Source organism: Micromonospora sp. NPDC050276 (assembly GCF_044459545.1).
Lineage (GTDB): Bacteria > Actinomycetota > Actinomycetes > Mycobacteriales > Micromonosporaceae > Micromonospora.
Window position 1 is genome coordinate 37985 of sequence record NZ_JBITJA010000005.1, and the last position, 17660, is coordinate 55644.

15 protein-coding genes, 1 tRNA gene and 1 pseudogene are annotated in these 17660 nt (G+C 69.7%); 5 read left to right on the forward strand and 12 right to left on the reverse strand.

Translation table 11 applies throughout. The features are described 5' to 3' along the window. Positions 1–123 precede the first annotated feature (123 nt). From polA to ACIBF8_RS11605, 8 genes are all read right to left on the reverse strand, one after another. Positions 124–2823, reverse strand: a complete 2700-nt coding sequence (gene polA / locus ACIBF8_RS11570) for a DNA polymerase I (protein ID WP_396782543.1) — start codon at positions 2821–2823, stop codon at positions 124–126. A gap of 138 nt (positions 2824–2961) precedes the next feature. Then, complete coding sequence (locus ACIBF8_RS11575) at positions 2962–3672, reverse strand: ABC transporter ATP-binding protein (protein ID WP_396782544.1); 711 nt, start codon at positions 3670–3672, stop codon at positions 2962–2964. Next, a complete protein-coding gene (locus ACIBF8_RS11580; RefSeq protein WP_396783096.1) occupies positions 3662–4531 on the reverse strand; it encodes an ABC transporter ATP-binding protein in 870 nt (289 codons plus the stop codon). The genes ACIBF8_RS11575 and ACIBF8_RS11580 overlap by 11 nt, the downstream gene beginning before the upstream one ends. Before the next feature lie 43 nt (positions 4532–4574). Further along, positions 4575–5765 (reverse strand): branched-chain amino acid ABC transporter permease, encoded by a 1191-nt coding sequence (locus tag ACIBF8_RS11585; RefSeq protein ID WP_396782546.1) that lies wholly within the window; start codon positions 5763–5765, stop codon positions 4575–4577. Beyond that, a complete protein-coding gene (locus ACIBF8_RS11590; protein ID WP_396782548.1) occupies positions 5762–6712 on the reverse strand; it encodes a branched-chain amino acid ABC transporter permease in 951 nt (316 codons plus the stop codon). The genes ACIBF8_RS11585 and ACIBF8_RS11590 overlap by 4 nt, the downstream gene beginning before the upstream one ends. 110 nt (positions 6713–6822) lie before the next feature. Next, entirely contained in the window at positions 6823–7989 is a 1167-nt protein-coding gene (locus ACIBF8_RS11595) for a branched-chain amino acid ABC transporter substrate-binding protein (RefSeq protein WP_396782549.1), read from the reverse strand. A 208-nt stretch (positions 7990–8197) separates the two neighbouring features. Then, complete coding sequence (locus ACIBF8_RS11600) at positions 8198–9376, reverse strand: hypothetical protein (RefSeq protein WP_396782550.1); 1179 nt, start codon at positions 9374–9376, stop codon at positions 8198–8200. Between the two features lie 49 nt (positions 9377–9425). Then, positions 9426–10049 carry an ANTAR domain-containing response regulator gene (locus ACIBF8_RS11605; RefSeq protein WP_130402813.1) on the reverse strand — a complete coding sequence of 208 codons (624 nt, stop codon included), beginning with the start codon at positions 10047–10049 and terminating at the stop codon, positions 9426–9428. A 96-nt stretch (positions 10050–10145) separates the two neighbouring features. Between ACIBF8_RS11605 and ACIBF8_RS11610 the strand changes: the two genes are divergently transcribed. Together ACIBF8_RS11610 and ACIBF8_RS11615 are read left to right on the forward strand one after the other, a co-directional pair. Beyond that, positions 10146–10221: transfer RNA gene (locus ACIBF8_RS11610), tRNA-Leu, on the forward strand. Positions 10222–10665: 444 nt separating this feature from the next. Then, entirely contained in the window at positions 10666–11001 is a 336-nt protein-coding gene (locus ACIBF8_RS11615) for a hypothetical protein (protein WP_396782551.1), read from the forward strand. Positions 11002–11321: 320 nt separating this feature from the next. On the opposite strand, the gene ACIBF8_RS11620 is transcribed toward ACIBF8_RS11615, so the two are convergent. Continuing rightward, entirely contained in the window at positions 11322–12500 is a 1179-nt protein-coding gene (locus tag ACIBF8_RS11620) for a trans-sulfuration enzyme family protein (RefSeq protein ID WP_396782552.1), read from the reverse strand. 83 nt (positions 12501–12583) lie between these two features. On the opposite strand from ACIBF8_RS11620, the gene ACIBF8_RS11625 reads away from it, so the two are divergent. Continuing rightward, complete coding sequence (locus ACIBF8_RS11625) at positions 12584–13063, forward strand: Lrp/AsnC family transcriptional regulator (protein ID WP_396782553.1); 480 nt, start codon at positions 12584–12586, stop codon at positions 13061–13063. Positions 13064–13074: 11 nt separating this feature from the next. After that, entirely contained in the window at positions 13075–14118 is a 1044-nt protein-coding gene (locus ACIBF8_RS11630) for an LLM class flavin-dependent oxidoreductase (RefSeq protein WP_396782555.1), read from the forward strand. 217 nt (positions 14119–14335) lie between these two features. Here the strand turns inward: ACIBF8_RS11630 and ACIBF8_RS11635 are convergent. The 3 genes and pseudogenes from ACIBF8_RS11635 to ACIBF8_RS11645 all read right to left on the reverse strand — a co-directional run. Continuing rightward, positions 14336–14889, reverse strand: a pseudogene (locus ACIBF8_RS11635) (rhamnogalacturonan lyase); the annotation flags it as partial. A gap of 189 nt (positions 14890–15078) precedes the next feature. After that, positions 15079–16047, reverse strand: a complete 969-nt coding sequence (locus ACIBF8_RS11640) for a sulfite exporter TauE/SafE family protein (protein ID WP_396782557.1) — start codon at positions 16045–16047, stop codon at positions 15079–15081. 176 nt (positions 16048–16223) lie between these two features. Next, positions 16224–16688 carry an Rrf2 family transcriptional regulator gene (locus ACIBF8_RS11645; RefSeq protein ID WP_109815925.1) on the reverse strand — a complete coding sequence of 155 codons (465 nt, stop codon included), beginning with the start codon at positions 16686–16688 and terminating at the stop codon, positions 16224–16226. Positions 16689–16954: 266 nt separating this feature from the next. Between ACIBF8_RS11645 and ACIBF8_RS11650 the strand changes: the two genes are divergently transcribed. Further along, positions 16955–17623, forward strand: coding sequence for a YceI family protein (locus ACIBF8_RS11650; RefSeq protein ID WP_396782559.1), 669 nt, complete (start codon positions 16955–16957; stop codon positions 17621–17623). The last annotated feature ends 37 nt before the right edge of the window (positions 17624–17660 follow it).

A 17660-nucleotide genomic window follows, 5' to 3' on the forward strand; every position in this document is an offset into this window, starting at 1 on the left:
CGGGACCAGGTCAGGGTTCCGGGGCAGCCCGACCCACGCAGGGATCAAGCCTGACCGCCCGGAGTGGGTCGGGCTGCCCCGGAACCCCCTCACCGCGACAGGCCAGGACGCCCCGCAACCCAATCAGTGATCGGCGCTGTTCCAGTCCCGGCCCAAGCCGACCGACACCTCCAGTGGCACCGACAGCGGGTACGCCTCGCCCATCTCCCGCCGGACCAGGGCCTCCAGCGCCTCCCGCTCCCCGGGAGCGACCTCGAAGACCAGCTCGTCGTGCACCTGCAACAGCATCCGCGAGCGCAGCCCGGCCGTGCCGAGCGCGGCGTCGACGTGCAGCATGGCCACCTTGATGATGTCCGCGGCGGAGCCCTGGATCGGGGCGTTGAGCGCCATCCGCTCGGCGATGTCGCGGCGCTGCCGGTTGTCGCTGACCAGGTCGGGCAGGTAGCGGCGGCGGCCCAGGATGGTCGAGGTGTAGCCGTCCTGGCGGGCCCGGGCGACCACCTGCTGGAGGTAGTCGCGCACCCCACCGAAGCCGGCGAAGTAGTTCTCCATCAGCCCGCGCGCCTCTTCGGTGCTGATGCTGAGCTGCTGGGACAGGCCGAACGCGCTGAGCCCGTACGCCAGGCCGTAGTTCATCGCCTTGATCTTGCGGCGCTGGTCCGGGGTGACCTCGTCGAGCGGCACCCCGAAGACCGACGAGGCGGTGGCAGCGTGGAAGTCGGCGCCGGAGTTGAACGCGTCGATCAGCGCGTCGTCCGAGCTGAGGTGCGCCATGATGCGCATCTCGATCTGGCTGTAGTCGGCGGTGAGCAGACTCTCGTAGCCCTCCCCCACGACGAAGGCGCGGCGGATCCGCCGGCCCTCCTCGGTGCGGATCGGGATGTTCTGCAGGTTGGGCTCGGTGGAGGAGAGCCGACCGGTGGCCGCCACGGTCTGGTTGAAGGTGGTGTGGATCCGGCCGTCGTCGGAGACCGACTTGAGCAGCCCGTCGACTGTCGACTTGAGCTTGGCCACGTCCCGGTGCCGCAGCAGGTGGCCCAGCACCGGGTGCGGCTGCTGGGCGTAGAGCCACTGCAGGGCGTCAGCGTCGGTGGTGTAGCCCGTCTTGATCTTCTTGGTCTTCGGCAGGCCCAACTCGGTGAAGAGGATCTCCTGCAGCTGCTTGGGCGAGCCCAGGTTGAACTCCCGACCCACCGCCTCGTACGCGCCCTGCGCGGCGGCCTTCACCTCGGCGGCGAAGTGTGCCTCCAGCTCGGACAGGTAGTGCGTGTCGGCGGCGATGCCGGTGCTCTCCATGCTGGCCAGCACCCGCATCAACGGCAGCTCCACGCCGGCCATCAGCCGGGCGGACTGCTCGCCGTCGCGGGACAACTCGGCGTCGATCGCGTCGGCCAGGTCGAGGGTGGCCCGGGCCTGGAGCATCAGGTTCTGCTCGATCACGCCCTCGTCACCGAGGCCGTCGAGGGTGAGCTGGCCGGACTCCGGGACGTCCACCCGCAGCTCCCGGTGCAGGTAGCGCAGCGCCAGGTCGGTCAGGTCGTAGGACCGCTGATCGGGGCGGGCCAGGTACGCGGCGATCTGGGTGTCCCGCACGATGCCGTCGAGCTGCCAGCCGTGCGCGGCGCAGGCCAGCACGGCCGGCTTGCTGTCGTGCAGCACCTTGGGACGCTGCGCGTCGGCCAACCAGCTGGCGAGGGCGCCCTCATCGGTCGGGTCGAGCCGGGCCGGGTCGACCCAGGCGGCCGCGCCGCCGGCGGTGGCCAGCGCGAGACCGGTGATCGAGGCGGTGTGCCGACGGTTGGGCCCGGTGTCGAGCTTGACCGCCAACCCGACCGGGGTGCCGGTCGGTGCGTGCGTGGTCAGCCACCCGGCCAGCGCGCCGGGCCCGGTGAGCACCTCGCCGGCCAGGTCGAAGCCGGACTCGGCCTCCGGCTCGACCGCCTCCAGGTACTGGTAGAGACGGTCGCGCAGGATGCGGAACTCCAGGGTGTCGAAGACCTGGTGCACCGCCTCCCGGTCCCAACCGGCCCAGCGGGCGTCCTCCGGGCGCAGCGGCAGCTCCAGGTCGGAGACGAGGCAGTTGATCTCATAGTTGCGGATCACGTCGGCGAGCCGCTCCCGCAGGCTGTCGCCGGCCTTGCCCTTGATCTCGTCGGCGCGGGCGATCACGCCCTCCACCCCGCCGTACGTGGTGATCCACTTGGCGGCGGTCTTCGGACCGACGCCCGGAATGCCGGGCAGGTTGTCGCTGCTCTCGCCGACCAGCGCGGCGAGGTCCCGGTACTGCTGGGGCGGAACACCGTACTTCGCCTCGATCGCCGCCGGGTCCATCCGCGCCAGGTCGGAGACACCCTTGCGCGGGTAGAGCACGGTGATCTGGTCGTCGACCAACTGGAAGGCGTCGCGGTCGCCGCTGCTGATCAGCACCGACATGCCCTGGTCGCGGGCCTGGCAGGCGAGCGTGGCGATGACGTCGTCGGCCTCGAAGCCCTCCTTCTCCACCACCGGGATCCGCAGCGCGGCCAGGACCTCCTTGACCAGGCTGACCTGGCCCTTGAAGTCGGTCGGGGTCTCGCTGCGGCCGGCCTTGTACTCCGCGTACTTGTCGGTGCGGAAGGACCGGCGGGAGACGTCGAAGGCCACGACGATGTGGGTGGGCTGCTCGTCGCGCAGCACGTTGATCAGCATTGAGGTGAAGCCGTACACCGCATTGGTCGGCTGCCCCGTCGTGGTGGAGAAGTTTTCCACCGGCAGGGCGAAGAACGCCCGGTATGCCATGGAATGTCCGTCGACGAGAAGCAGGCGCGGTGTCGTAGCTGTCACGGCAGCGACTCTAGTCCGTCGCACCGACATGTCCGTGCGTCGCCTCGCGCGGGGCCGGGCCCGCAGCGGACGCACAGGCTCGACGACGACGAACCGGCCGGCAGGTTTCCCTGCCGGCCGGTTCACCAGTGCGACACCTCAGGCCACGCCGAGGTACGCCTCCTTGACCGCCGGGTCGTGCAGGAGTTCCTGGCCGGTGCCCTCCTTGACGATCCGACCGGTCTCCAACACGTACCCCCGGTGGGCCCGGGAAAGCGCCTGCTGGGCGTTCTGCTCGACCAGCAGGATCGTGGTGCCCTGCTCGTTGATCCGGGTGATGATCTCGAAGATCTGCTGGATCAACTTCGGTGCCAGACCCATCGACGGCTCGTCCAGCAGCAGCAGCTTCGGACGGGTCATCAGCGCCCGACCGACCGCGAGCATCTGCTGCTCACCGCCGGAGAGCGTGCCGCCGGCCTGCTTGCGGCGCTCGTGCAGCCGTGGGAACAGGTCGAACACCATCGCCAGGTCCTTGGCGATGTCGGCCTTGTCCTTGCGGGTGTAGGCCCCCATCTCCAGGTTCTCCAGCACGGTCATGCCGGGGAAGACACCACGACCCTCGGGCGACTGCCCGATCCCCCGGATCACCCGCAGGTCGGCACGCAGCCGACTGACGTCGACACCGTCGAACTTGATGCTGCCGCCGGAGATGGCGTGCAGCCCCGAGATCGCCTTCATGGTCGTGGTCTTGCCGGCACCGTTCGCACCGATCAGCGCCACGATCTCGCCCTGGTCCACGTGCAGGCTGATGCCGTGCAGCGCCTCGATCCGGCCGTAGAGCAGCTTCAGGTTGTCGATCTCAAGCAGCATCCTCGACACCTCCCAGGTACGCCGCGATCACCTTCGGGTCGTCGCGCACCTCGGCCGGCGACCCCTCGGCGATCTTCTGCCCGAACTCCAGCACCACAAGCCGGTCCACCACGCCCATGACCAGTCGCATGTCGTGCTCGATCAGCAGAACGGTGACGCCCGAGTCGCGGATCTTGCGGATCAGCTGGAGCAGCGCCACCTTCTCCGCCGGGTTGAAGCCGGCGGCCGGCTCGTCGAGGCAGAGCAGCTTCGGGTCAGTGGCCAGCGCCCGGGCGATCTCCAGTCGGCGCTGGTCACCGTACGACAGGTTGCGGGCCAGGTCGCCGGAGCGACCCTGGATACCCACGAACTCCAGCAGCTCGTGGGCCTTCTCCTTGCCCTGCCGCTCCTCGCGCCAGTGCCGCGGCAGCCGCAGCAGGGCGCTCGGGACGCTGGTCTTGTGGTTGGCGTCCGCGCCGACCTGCACGTTCTCCAGTGCCGTCATCTCCGGGAAGAGCCGGATGTTCTGGAAGGTACGCGCGATGCCCAGCTTGGTGATCTGGAACCGCTTGCGACCGCTGACCTTCTCACCCTGGAACCGGATCTGCCCGGTGGTCGGGGTGTACACGCCCGTCATCGCGTTGAAGCAGGTGGTCTTGCCCGCGCCGTTCGGGCCGATCAGCCCGAGGATCTCCCCCTCGTAGAGGGTGAAGTTGACGTCGTTGAGGGCCACCACGCCGCCGAACCGCAGCGTGACGTGGTCGACCTCCAGCAGCGGCTTACGACCATCGGTCGGCGGAGCCGGCTCGCTGACGGCCTCGTCCGGCGTCGACGACGTCTCCGGCGGGCTACCCACCGTCGTCCGCGCGTCGATCGCCATGTCGCGCTCGCTGCTGACGTCGCGCTCGCTACCCATCCGTGGCTCACTCAACGACAGCCACCTCCTTCTGCCGGTCCTTGAGCTCGGCGGCCCGCCGCCGGTTCGGCCAGAGACCCTGGGGTCTGAAGATCATCACGATGATCAGCAGAACCCCGAAGATGAAGTAGCGCAACGACGTCGGGCTGACGTCGAAGTCGTTACCGAAGACGGTGGCCGTCTCCGGCAGGCCGAACACGTCACCCACCGACCGTAGCCACTCCGGAATGTAGATGACCAGGAAGCCACCGAGGATCGCGCCGCCGATGCTGCCGGCACCGCCGAGCAGCACCGCCGCCAACACCAGGATCGAGTTCTCCAGGGAGAACGTCGAGGAGTTGACGAAGTTCGCCTGACCGGCCCACAGCGTGCCGGACAGACCACCGACCGCCGCACCGATCGCGAACGCCCACAGCTTGAACCGGAACGTCGGAACGCCCATCAGCTCCGCCGCGTCCTCGTCCTCACGGATCGCGACCCACGCCCGACCCACCCGGCTGTTGGCCAGGTTACGAATCAGGAAGACCACGCCGATGATCACGGTGAGCAGCAGCCAGTAGTACGGCTTGAACTCGAACTGGAAGATGGCCGTCCCGTCCGGGTACTTGCCCGGCGGGTGGGCCACCTGCGGGATGCCGCGGTCACCGTTGAGGATCCAGTCCTGGTTCTTGGCGATGATCCGGATCATCTCCGCGAAGCCGAGCGTCACGATCGCCAGGTAGTCACCGCGCAGCCGCAGCGTCGGCGCACCGATCAGCACACCGGACAGCAGCGCCAGGGCGATGGCGATCGGAATCGTCACCAGCCACGGCCACGGGCTCTCCAGCCAGTTGTACTCGGTGATGAGCTTGCTCTCCGGCGACGTCAACAACGCCACCGTGTACGCGCCGACGGCGAAGAAACCGAAGAACCCCAGGTCCAACAGGCCGGCGTAACCCACCACCACGTTGAGACCGAGCGACAGCAGCACGATCCACGCGCAGTAGAACAGCACCGCCGCCATGTCGTTGCGCGTGGTGTACAGCGGGATCCACAGACCCGGAATGTTCAGGTACTCGTAGAACCACTTGTTCGGCAGGACGTAGAGGAAGGCGATGAAGGCCAGCAACCCGGTGATCCGGGCGGACTTCGGCAGCCCGTCGACCCGCCGACCGATGGCACTCGAAGCGGAGTGCCAGCGCTCTCGCAGAGCGGTCATGCCCGCGCCCTCCCCAACGACTCGCCCAGCAGACCGGTCGGCCGGAACATCAGCAGGACGATCAGCACGACGAACGCGATGAGGTCCCGCCACTGCGAGCCGAACAGCGCCGACCCGTAATTCTCGACCAGACCCAGCAGCACGCCGCCGATCGCCGCGCCCCGCAGGTTGCCGATACCACCCAGCACCGCGGCGGAGAACGCCTTGAGCCCGAGCAGGAAGCCGATGTTGTACCGGGTGTTTCCGCTCTTCATGTCACTGAAGACAGCGGCCACGCCGGCCATCAGGCCACCCAGGACGAAGACCAGTGCGATCACGCGGCTCTTGTTGACGCCCATCAGCGCGGCGGTGTTGGCGTCCTGCGCGACCGCGCGGATGCCCTTGCCGAAACGGGTGCGGTTAACGAACCAGTCGAGCCCGACCATCATGATGATGGCCACGCTCAGCGTCAGCATCTGCACGGGCGTGATGCTCCAGCCGCCGATGCTGAACAACGTGTCGGCCGGCAGCAGGGCCGGCGAGCCGACCTGCCGACGCTGGGTCAACGTCCCCATCAGCTCCATCAGGGCGTACGACGCGCCGATGGCGGTGATCAGGAAGGCCAGCGGCGGCGCGTTGCGGCGCCGCAGTGGCCGGTAGGCGGTGACCTCGATCAGCAGCGCGACGCTGCCGGACAGCAACGCGGCCGCCACGATCGCGAGGGCGATCAGGAGCAGCGCACGACCCACCGAGGGTGCACCACTGTTGCTATTGAGCCCGAAGGCCGCCCAGGTCCAGATGGCACCGAACGTGCCGATCATGAAGACCTCGGAGTGCGCAAAGTTGATCAGGCGAAGAACGCCGTAGACGAGGGTGTAGCCGAGGGCGATGAGCGCGTAGATCGCACCCTGCACCAACCCGGTTGTGGTCAGTTCCGGGAAGCCCCGGACGAGTTCTGCAAAGTCCACCGATGCTCCGAAGGGTGTTGCGTTGAGCCGATGCGGCCGGGGTTACGCACCCCGACCGCATCGAAACAACTCTGTTCGTCACGCCCTCAAACCTGTGACCCCCAACGGGATCAGGCCTTCGGGATCTCCACGTCCGGAGCCCACGCACCGGCGGTCGCCTTGAAGGCCCACACCTTGACCTGGGCCGGGTCCAGCTCGCCGTTCGGCTCCCACTTGTAGGTCACGCCCGAAGCGGAGCCGGCCTTGTTGTAGGTGGAGAGGAAGGACTGGATGTCGGCGCGGGTGGTCTTGCCGGCCTTGATCGCCTCAAGGTAGATGTTGGCCAGGTCGAACGCCACGTCCGCGTACACGCCCGGGTCCACGCTGTACTTCGCCTTGAAGTCGGCCACGAAGGTGCCCTTGGCAGCGGTCGCCGGGCCACACGGGCAGGTCGCGATGGTGCCCTCGACGTCCTTCTGACCAGCCACCGACAGCATGTTGGCGTCGTTGATGCCGTCGCCACCGATGAACGTGCCGGTCCAGCCCGCGGCGCGCAGCTGCTTGAGGAACGGCGCCGCCTCCTCGGTGTAACCCGCGTAGAACAGCACCGTCGCGCCGCTGGTCTTCACCTTGGAGATCTGCGCGCCGAACTCCTGCGCGTTGTCCACGACCTTGTCGGTGCCGATGACCAGCGGGCCGAGGCCCTTCTTGGCCTCGTCGGCCAGACCCGCGCCGTACGCCGACTGGTCGTCAATGACGAACGCCTTCTGCGCCTTCAGCACGTTCTTGATGTAGCTGGCGATCGCCGGGCCCTGGGAGAAGTCGTTGCCGACGCCCCGGTGGAAGACCTTCCAGCCCTTCTCCGACAGGCTCGGCCGCGTGGCCGACGGGCTGATGCTGGGAAGGCCTGCGGTGTCGAAGATCGGCAGCGCGACCTCGCTCTCACCGGAGAACGCCGGGCCCACCATGCCGACGATCTTCGCGTCGGCCACCGCGCTGGTCGCGAGACCACCCGCGAGGTCGGCCTTGCCCTGCGAGTCGAACGCCTGAACGGTGACCTTGCAGTCCGCGTTCGCCGCGTTGTACTTCTCCACGGCCAGGTCGGCACCCTGCTTCATCGGGGTGACCAGGCCGGCGTCGGCGCCCGAGAGCGCACCGAAGAAACCGATCTTGAGGTCGCACGCCTTGCTGGCGGAACCACCCGACGTGCCCTCGTCCTTCTTACATGCGCTGGCGCCGCCGGCAACGAGCGCCACGATGGCGACGCTGCCGAGGACGCGCACGAAGTTTTGCCTCAAGGCTGGAACCCTCCTCCGTCCAGAAGCCCGAAGTCGCCTGACAGAACGCCGAAGGCGGCCACGGACCGGACCGTTCACCCGGTCTGGGGCGGGACGTTATCCCACAAGCACTACTCACCGTAAGGTGTCGTAGGCGGCATTGACTCAACCGTTACCAGAGGCGGGGAACCTCGCGTTTAGATGTCACATCGACGCCGTCGACAACCCGTCAGACGGGCCCCAACGGCGCGAACCACACCCTCGCCGCCACCCCGTCGTCGAGTGTGACCACCATCCGACCGTCCCACATAGTGACCGCTGCGGAGCTGTCCCCACCTGCGGAAACATCCGTTGGAAGCGCCACCGGCAGCCACGACGAGCCGCCCGCGGCGGACCGCCACAGCCGATGCCCGTCAGCCGCCACGGTCATCGCCAACACGGCACCACCGTCGCCGGCAACGGCCTCCGCCCCCGCCACCGCACCGGCGCCCGTGGTCCCGAACCCCCCGGCCGCCCGCCACTGCCCCGCCGACCCGGCGCGGGGCTCGAACACCCACGCCTGGAACCCGCTGCCCCGCACCCCCACGGCGTAGATCACGTCACCGACCCGCAGGAGACGCTGCACGATCTCGTCCGCGCTGGTGGCCGGCAATGCCAGCCGCGTCCAGGCCCGGCCGTCGCCCGACGACCAGACAAACGGATCACGGTCGGTCTGACCGGCCGGTCTGCCCCCACCACCGACCAACCAGCCGCCGGGCACCGCCGCCGCGTCAACGGCGAGCGTCGTCAACCTCACATCGCTGGCCAGCCCGGCGGCACCGTCAACCAACTCGAAGCCAGTCGCGTCCGGGGAACGCCAGACCGCCGCCCCGCCCGTCCGGGCTCCCGCGATCAACCAGCCGGCGGCGCCACCCGCGATGCGGCTCGCGCTGACCGCCTCCGGCCCGCCGTACAGTTCGAACTCCGCCGGCACCTCGGTCAGACCGCCGTCGGCGTCCTGCCGCCACGTCCGCACCCGCGGATTGCCGTGTGCGCCGCCCGCCCGCGCCCCGATGACGGCGATCCGACCCTCATGACAGCCGACGGCGTAGAGGACCGCGCGTTCGCCGTAGTAACTGATCGGGCGCAACGACAGCGGAGTCCAATCTCGACCGTCCGCGCTCCGCCAGGCGGCCGGCCGGGTCCCGCCGTCCGGCGCACCCACCGCGCCGATCGCGTACCACCGACCCGCGCAGGCGGTCACATCGCGAAGGATCAGCCGACCCGGTGAGCCCGGCGGCACCGGCAGAACCGCCATCTCCCACCGCGGACGAACCGGTTCGGGACGGCGCTCGTTCTCGGCGGCCCGGCATCCGGCGAGCAGCGTGACGACAACCCCGAACACCGCGATCGCACGTCGGACCGGCACGCAGTTGATGCTATCGATCCGACCGCCCGCCGCCGAGCCGCACCAGTGCTCAGACGGTCGGCTGCTGCGACACCTCGCCGCCGGCGGTCTCCGCGAGAATCCGCTCGGCGACCTCCTTCATGGTCATCCGGTGGTCCATCGCCGTGCGCTGGATCCACTTGAACGCCTGCGGCTCGGTCATCCCGTACGTGGTCATCAGCGCGCCCTTGGCCCGCTCCACCGACTTGCGGATCTCCAGGCGGTCGGTCAGGCTCGCGACCTCCGCCTCCAGGGCCGCGACCTCCGAGTACCGCGACAGCGCGATCTCCACCGCCGGGACCAGGTCGCTCTTCTGGAAGGGCTTCACCAGGTACGCCATGGCGCCGGCCGCCCGCGCCCGCTCCACCAGGTCACGCTGGCTGAACGCGGTCAGGATGATCACCGGGGCGATCCGGGCACCGGCGATCCGCTCGGCGGCGGCCAGCCCATCCATGATCGGCATCTTGATGTCGAGGATGACGAGATCGGGCTTCAACTCCTCGGCGAGGCGGACGGCTGTCTCACCGTCACCAGCCTCCCCCACCACCTCATAACCCTCTTCGACAAGCATCTCGGCGAGGTCCAGCCGGATCAGCGCCTCGTCCTCGGCGATCAGTACGCGCCTGCGCTCGGCATCCGTCGGCATCTCAGCCACCAGCCCTACCCCCACCAGTCAGAACCCGACACCCGCCCAGCCGGGTGTCACCGCCCCCAGCGTAGTGGGTAATCTATCGGGGCCGGGAAACCGAACGCCCCTGTAGTCCAATGGCAGAGACGATGCACTCAAACTGCATATAGTGTGGGTTCGAATCCCACCGGGGGCACCAAACTTGTCGTACGGCTGTTTCAAAATCGGGCAGTGCACCCACCTGAGCTGCGTCTGCGAGCACGGCGACAGCACCTCGCCGGCAGCACGGTCGCCGAGGTCGCCCGACGACTGAGACTTCCATATCCAACCGTTCGCGGCTGGTGCAGGGAGCAGGCTGAGCCCCGCCAGCAGGGCACCGAGTCCCGGTGTTTCCGCTGCCGGCCCGATGTCAACATCGAGACAGATCCGTCTTCGTACCTATACCTGCTCGGCCTCTACCTGGGCGACGGTCACCTCGTCACCTTCGCCCGGGTCCCGGTGCTGCGCATCGCCTGCAGCGACAGCTGGCCAGGCCTGATCGAGGCGTGTGACGCCGCCATGCGAGCAGTACTCGCCGCAAGGGTGCAGCGCGTGCAGCAGGTTGGGTGTCAGTGTCCAGAGCTCCGGAAAGCACTGGCCCTGCTTGCTCCCCCAGCATGGGCCCGGCAAGAAGCACGAGCGGCCTATCATCCTGGCCAGCTGGCAGCGCGACCTCGTCGCGGCGCACCCGGGCGACTTCCTGCGGGGGCTGTTCCACTCCGACGGCTGTCGGTTCGCCAACCGGGTGACCGTACGCGGCAAGGCGTACGTCTACCCGCGCTACATGTTCGTCAACGAGTCGGCCGACATCATGGGGCTCTGCCAGTGGGGCCTCGACCTGCTCGGCGTCGCCTGGCGGATGAACCGGCCCAACTCGCTGTCGGTGGCGCGGCGCGACGCCGTCGTCACGTTGGACCGGCACGTCGGCCCGAAGTCCTGACCGCTACCGCGCGATCACCCCGACGTCGGAGGCTGACTGGCGCGGGTGGGTGGCCGGTGTGTCCTCGTTGGGTCTGGACGAGGCCGCGTACACGCGCGTCAGCTACGACTACCCGCTGGCGGCGGCACGGTTGTTGGCGCAGGTGAGCCCGTAGGTCACGTTCGTCTACGTTTCGGGGCAGCGGACCGATTCGTCCGGTCAGGGTTGGTTGCTGCCGAACCAGGTCACCACGACCGACGGGATCGGTCGCGCGATGTTGCGGGTGGCCCGGCAGGGTTCGCCGGCCCGGGTGTTGGGCAACCGCGAGCTTCGCTGACCGGTCAGGCGATCACGTCGAGGGCGTGGGCGAGGTCGGCGCGCAGGTCCTCGGGGTCTTCGAGGCCGACCGAGAGGCGCAGCAGGGCGGCGGCGGGTTTCGCGTCGCCCTCGACCGGCCGGTGGGTGAGCGAGGCGGGGTGCTGAATGAGGGTGTCGACGCCGCCGAGGGACACCGCGTGGGTGATGAGCCGACAGGCGCCGGCGACGGCTGCCGCGGCGGGCGCGCCGCCGCGTACCTCGAAGGCGAGCAGGCTGCCGGGTCCGGCCATCTGCCGCCCGACCAGCGCCGCCGGGTCGTGCACCGAGGGGTGGTGCACCCGGTGTACGGCGGGGTGGTCGGTGAGCCAGCCGGCGAGTTTCTCGGCGGCGGCCTGCTGGGCGCGGACCCGCAGCGGCAGGGTTTGCAGACCGCGGTGCAGCAGATAGCCACCGAGGGGGTGCAGGATCGCGCCGGTGACCGCGCGGACCTGGCGTAGCCGTACGGCCCAGGCGTCGTCGCAGGCGACGACGCCGGCGAGCACGTCGCCGTGTCCACCGATGCTCTTGGTGGCGCTGTGCAGGACGAGGGTGGCGCCGTGTCGGGCGGGTTGTTGCAGCACGGGGGTGGCGACGGTGTTGTCGACCAGCAGTGGGATGTCGCCGGCTGCGGCGGCGAGGTCGGCGATGTCGACCAGGTCGAGGGTGGGGTTGGCGGGTGTCTCGACGATGACCAGTGCGGTGTCGGGGCGGATGGCGGCGGCCAGCTCGTCGGGGCGCGTCCAGCTGACGGTGGTGCCGAGCAGGCCGGTGGCGAGGACGTGGTCGGTGCCGCCGTAGAGGGGTCGGACGGCGACGACGTGCCGGCGGTCGTCGCGGGCGGCCGCGAGCAGGGTGGCGGTCAGCGCGGCCATGCCGCTGGCGAAGGCGACGGCCTGGGTGGTGCCTTCCAGTTCGGCGAGGGCGCTTTCGAAGCGGGCGACGGTCGGGTTCCAGAGCCGTTGGTAGACGGTGCCGCCCTCGGTGGGCAGGGTGCCGCCGGTGGCGAGTTGCTCGTAGGCGGCGCCGCCGTCGGCGACGGAGGGCAGCGGGTTGGTGGTGGACAGGTCGATGGGTGGTACGTGCACGCCGAGGGCGCGCAGGTCGTCGCGGCCGGCGTGTACGGCCCGGGTGTCCATCGTTGTCATGGCGGTAGCGTCGAACATCTGCCGGCATGTGGGCAACAGATCGGCAGATCATTCTGCGAGGCGGGATGGTTTCGACAGCGGATTCGGGCGAGGATGGTGTGATGCCCCCTGAGCCGAATGATGTGCGGCCGTATCCGGCCCTGGACGAGGTGGATCGCGCGATCCTGACCGAGTTGGCCGCGGATGGTCGCCTGCCGAACAACGCCCTCGCCGAGCGGGTGGGCGTGGCGCCGTCGACGTGCCTGACGCGTACCCGGGCGCTACGCGAGCGCGGTGCGATCCGCGGTTTCCACGCCGAGGTGGATCCGGCGGCCCTGGGTCTGCCGTTGCAGGCGCTGGTGTCGGTGCGGTTGACCGCGCACGAGCGGGCCGCGGTGGACGCGTTCCAGGCCCGGTCGGTGCGGCTGCCGGGGGTGGTGTCGGTGTTCCACGTGGCCGGCGCGGAGGACTACGTGCTGCACGTGCGGGCGGCCTCCGGCGACGCGTTGCGGGACTTCGTGCTGGATCACCTGGCGGTCGACCCGGTGGTGCAGCACACGCAGACCAGCCTGATCTTCGAGCAGGCGCGCGGGATGGGCTGAGCGGCGGTGGAATGAACCGGCAGGCCGGGGAGTTGGCACTGCGTGTGATCACCGTACCGTTGTCTGTTCTTGATCTTGCCCCGGTCGCCAAGGGCACCACCGCTGGCGCGGCCCTGCAGGCCACCACCGAGTTGGCCCGCCGCACCGAGGAGTTGGGTTACCACCGGTTCTGGGTCGCCGAGCACCACAACATGCCGGCCATCGCCAGCTCCGCCCCCGCGGTGCTGCTGGCGCACCTCGCGGCGAACACGTCGACGATCCGTCTCGGCTCGGGCGGGGTGATGCTGCCCAACCACGCGCCGCTGGTGGTGGCCGAGCAGTTCGGCACCCTGGAGGCCCTGCACCCCGGTCGGATCGACCTGGGCATCGGCCGGGCGCCCGGCACCGACCAGGTGACCGCGCTGGCGTTGCGGCGCACCATGGAGGGCCTGTCGGCGGAAGGTTTCCCGCGCGAGCTGACCGACCTGATGAACTACTTCAGCGGGGAGAAGCCGGGGCAGATCGTCGCCACCCCGGGTCGTGGTGAGCAGCCGGCCGTGTGGCTGCTGGGCTCCAGTGGCTTCAGCGCCCAGCTCGCCGGCCTGCTCGGCCTGCCGTTCTCCTTCGCGCATCACTTCAGCTCGGCGAACACCCTGCCGGCGTTGGCCCTGTACCGGCAGAACTTCCGGCCGTCGCAGTGGCTGGACAAGCCGTACGCGATGGTGGCGGTCAACGCGGTGTGCGCGGAGACCGACGAGCGGGCCGAGTGGTTGGCCGGGCCGAGCGCCCTGTCGTTCCTGAAGTTGCGCTCCGGGCGGCCGGAGCCGCTGTCGACGCCCGACGAGGCGGCGGCGTACCCGTACTCGGAGATCGAGCGCGAGTTCGTCGTGGCGCGCCGCGACGGTCAGGCGATGGGCTCGCCGGAGACGGTACGCCGGCAGCTGACCGAGCTGCTGGAGCGCACCGGGGCGGACGAGCTGATGCTGACCACGCTGGTGTACGACGTGCAGGACCGGGTGCGGTCGTACGAGTTGATCGCCGAGCAGGTGGCGGGCGGTCTGCGCCGGAGCGCGTGAAACACGATCTTCACGTCAGCGTCACCCCGCCGACCCGGACGGTGCCTAATGTTGGTGCCGGTGGTGGTACGGCATTCCCGGTCGGGACGGGTTGGGAATGCCGCGGTGTGGCGCACCGGGCCGGAGCTGAGCGGATTCCGCGGCTGCGGCCCGGTGCCTGCCACCCTAGGCGACCCCACTCGGGACCGCCAGGGGTCGGATCAACGCAGGTAGATATCCGGCGTGGGCGGGTTGCCCATTCCGTTGCCTCTTCACGCCCATCGCCCAGGATGTCGCCGGAGAGCGCCGGGGTGGATTTGGTGCCGTTGTTGGATGCCACCCCGCTGCCGTCGAGCAGCCGGGCCTCACCGCCGGTGTCGTACTTGTCGATCTTCGTGGCGTCGAGCAGCTCGCGCACCGGGTCGCCGTCCCACCAGGCGAGGAAGTTGGCCGAGGACGGCTTGCGGCCGAGCTGGGCTTGCTGGCATCCTCGTCGACCTTGAACACCTCCAGGCCGGCGCGGCCCGGGTCCAGATCCCCGACGTGCAGGGCGTCGCCGTGGCCGTTGCCCGTCGAGTGCAGCAGCCGACCGTTGTCGTCGATGGGGGCGGCGCCGTACACGATCTCCTGGCGGCCGTCGGCGTCGACGTCGGCGACGGAGAGCCGGTGGTTGCCCTGACCGGCGGCGGCGCCGTTGCCAGAGGAGTTCGAGTCGAACGTCCACTGCTTGGTCAGCGTGCCGTTGCGGAAGTCCCAGGCCGCGATCACCGCGCGGGTTTGGTAGCCCCCCGCGCGACGCCACCTTCGCGTCGATCAGGGAGTTGTGGTGCCGCACAAATCGCAATAACGGCGATATTCATCCCACCACAACCCCATGATCGATCACGGGGAAGCGCTAGGGGGACCAGGGCGGGTGCGACCACGCGCGGGTGCGGGGCGCAGTGCCTGCGCGTTGGCTGGCGGAGGCGCGGGAACGGGGGTTCAGCGTGGGGTGGGCGTACCCGTGGCGGCCAGATCGGCCGGGACCACGACGGCGGGCGCGGCAGCGGCGGCGCGGGGAGCGTTCGCGGCCTGGGCGGCCTGGGCGCGGGCCCGACGGGTACGGCGGAGGGCGCCCACTGCGAACACCAGGGCGACCAGCCAGCCGGCGGCCAGTACGGCGTACACGGCGGGGCGGGCCGGACCGGTCAGTTCGGCGCTGCGGATCAGGGTGCGGGCATTGGTCAGCACGATCACGCCGCCGACTGCCGCGCCGAGCAGTTGGGCGGGCACGATTCGCACCAGCCAGGCGGCCAGCGGGGCGGCGATGAGCCCGCCGATGAGCAGCGCGGCGACGGTGGGGAGCAGGAATCCCTCCGCGCCCAGCCCGATCAGGAAACCGACGCTGGCCGCGCCGGCCACGACGAACTCGGCGGTGTCCACCGAGCCGATCACCTTGCGGGGCTCCATCCGGCCCGAGACCAGCAGCGCCGGGGTGGCGACCGGGCCCCATCCGCCGCCGCCGGTCGCGTCGACGAACCCGGCGACCAGGCCCAACGGGCCGAGGAAGCGACCGCGGAGCCGCCCGCCGACCCGATCGGTGCGCAACGGTCGGGCGAAGCGGATCAGCAGGTACGCGCCGAGCGTGAAGAGGATGCCGGCCATCCACGGCGCGGCGGCCTCGGTGGAGATCGAGCTGAGCACGGTGGCGCCGGCGAAGGCGCCGATCGCGCCGGGCAGGGCGATCCGGGTCACCACCCGCCAGTCGACGTTGCCGAACCGCCAGTGCGCGACCCCGGCGGCGAGCGTGGTGCCGATCTCGGCCAGGTGCACCGACGCCGAGGCGGCGGCCGGGGCGACTCCGGCGACCAACAGCAGGGTGGACGAGGTCAACCCGTAGGCCATGCCGAGCGAACCATCGATCAACTGCGCGACGAGCCCGACCAGAGCGAGGACCAACAGCTTGCGCACGAGCGCCCCCTGACTTTTCGGCATCTCCTATCGACTTGGTCGACAATGCGGGACGCGGCAGCCAGGGTCAAGCCCCCGATCGGTGGATGGGACGCCGCGCGCGCCGGGCCGGGTCAGCAGCCGGACGACGCCGGGCCGGAAAAGCCCGGCCATGTGCCCGGAGGCCGAGCCAGCGGTCAGATCCAGGCGCGCGGGTCGGCGGCCAGCTCGGTGACCCGCGCGGGCAGGGTGCCTGCGGCGACGTCGGCGACGCTGACCAGCTCCAGGATCTCCCGCTCGCTCGCCCGCAGCGCGATCCAGACCTCCTGGAGCGAGCGAGCCGGGCCGTGGTAGCCGAGTTGCTCGGGGCGCTGCCCGCGTACGTGGGCGAGGGGTCCGTCGATCACCCGGATCACCTCGGCGAGGGAAATCTCCTCGGCGGGGCGGGCCAGCCAGTAGCCGCCCTCCGGGCCACGCTGGGCGTGCACGATGCCGCCCCGGCGCAGCTGGAGCAGGATGCTCTCCAGGAACTTCGGCGGGATCTCCTGGGCACGAGCGATCTGGTCGGCCGTGACCGGCCGGCCACGCCCCGGACCGCTGGCCGTCGCGGCAAGCTCGGCGGCCGCGCGGAGGGCGTAGTCGACCCGGGCGGAGAGGCGCATGCCGGCAAGGTTAGTCGCTGGTCAACCGGGCGGGCGGCCGACCCTCGGCCGATCGGGCGCGCATTGACGAAAAGTCGTGCCGTTCGCGCCGGGCCGGGACGCCGCGCGGGACCGTCAGGTACGTCATGATCCACCGCACGGTGGCGGCCGGAATGCCGTTCTGGGGCGTCCCTATGCTGGGCGGGAGTACGAATGTCCGGCCCTTTACGCGGCCGTCAGCAACATATTGATAAACACCTGGGCGTGCTCGGGGGGAAGGCACCACGATGACCGATGTCGCCACACGCACCTGGGATGGCATGACCATCCCGGTCGCCGGCACCTATCTGCTCGATCAGGCGCACAAGCGGATCGGCTTCCTGTCCCGGCACATGATGGTGAGCCCGGTGCGTGGCGAGTTCGCCGAGGCCACCGCGGAGATTTTCGTGGCGGAGGACCCGCTGCAATCGTCGGTGACGGCCACCATCATGTCGGCCAGCATCAGCACCGGGAGCGTCGACCGGGACACCCATCTGAAGAGCGCCGACTTCCTCGACGTGGAGCGGCATCCCACCCTCGAATATCGAAGCACCGGCATTAGATGGCAGGGCCACGAGGATCCCATTTTCCAGTGGGCCCGGTTGCGCAACCATCGGCTGGGCGGACGAGGCCGGAGTCACATTGTCCCGCCGCAGTCCGACGGCATTCCCGGACGATTCGTCCTCACCGGCGAGTTGACCGTGAAGGGAATCACCCGGGCGGTCGACCTGGAGGTGAATTTCGGTGGCGCCCGTCGTGATCCGTACGGGCAGAACATCTTCGGATTCAGCGCGACGGCCGAGATCAACCGCGAGGACTACGGCCTGCTCTGGAATGTGATGCTGGAGAGCGGCGGGGTGCTGGTCGGCAAGACGGTGCAGATCGAAATCGCCGGGGAAGCCATCTACCAGGCCTGATCGACGTCATCCCCGCCAGCAGGTGCCTGGCGGGGAT

Bases quoted from the DNA above. Each gene is read 5' to 3' on its own strand.
- ACIBF8_RS11575 (WP_396782544.1), bottom strand. From the start codon at position 3,672: ATGCTGCTTGAGATCGACAACCTGAAGCTGCTCTACGGCCGGATCGAG.
- ACIBF8_RS11580 (WP_396783096.1), bottom strand. From the start codon at position 4,531: ATGGCGATCGACGCGCGGACGACGGTGGGTAGCCCGCCGGAGACGTCG.
- ACIBF8_RS11585 (WP_396782546.1), bottom strand. From the start codon at position 5,765: ATGACCGCTCTGCGAGAGCGCTGGCACTCCGCTTCGAGTGCCATCGGT.
- ACIBF8_RS11620 (WP_396782552.1), bottom strand. From the start codon at position 12,500: ATGTTCGACGCTACCGCCATGACAACGATGGACACCCGGGCCGTACAC.
- ACIBF8_RS11625 (WP_396782553.1), top strand. From the start codon at position 12,584: ATGCCCCCTGAGCCGAATGATGTGCGGCCGTATCCGGCCCTGGACGAG.
- ACIBF8_RS11630 (WP_396782555.1), top strand. From the start codon at position 13,075: ATGAACCGGCAGGCCGGGGAGTTGGCACTGCGTGTGATCACCGTACCG.
- ACIBF8_RS11645 (WP_109815925.1), bottom strand. From the start codon at position 16,688: ATGCGCCTCTCCGCCCGGGTCGACTACGCCCTCCGCGCGGCCGCCGAG.
- ACIBF8_RS11650 (WP_396782559.1), top strand. From the start codon at position 16,955: ATGACCGATGTCGCCACACGCACCTGGGATGGCATGACCATCCCGGTC.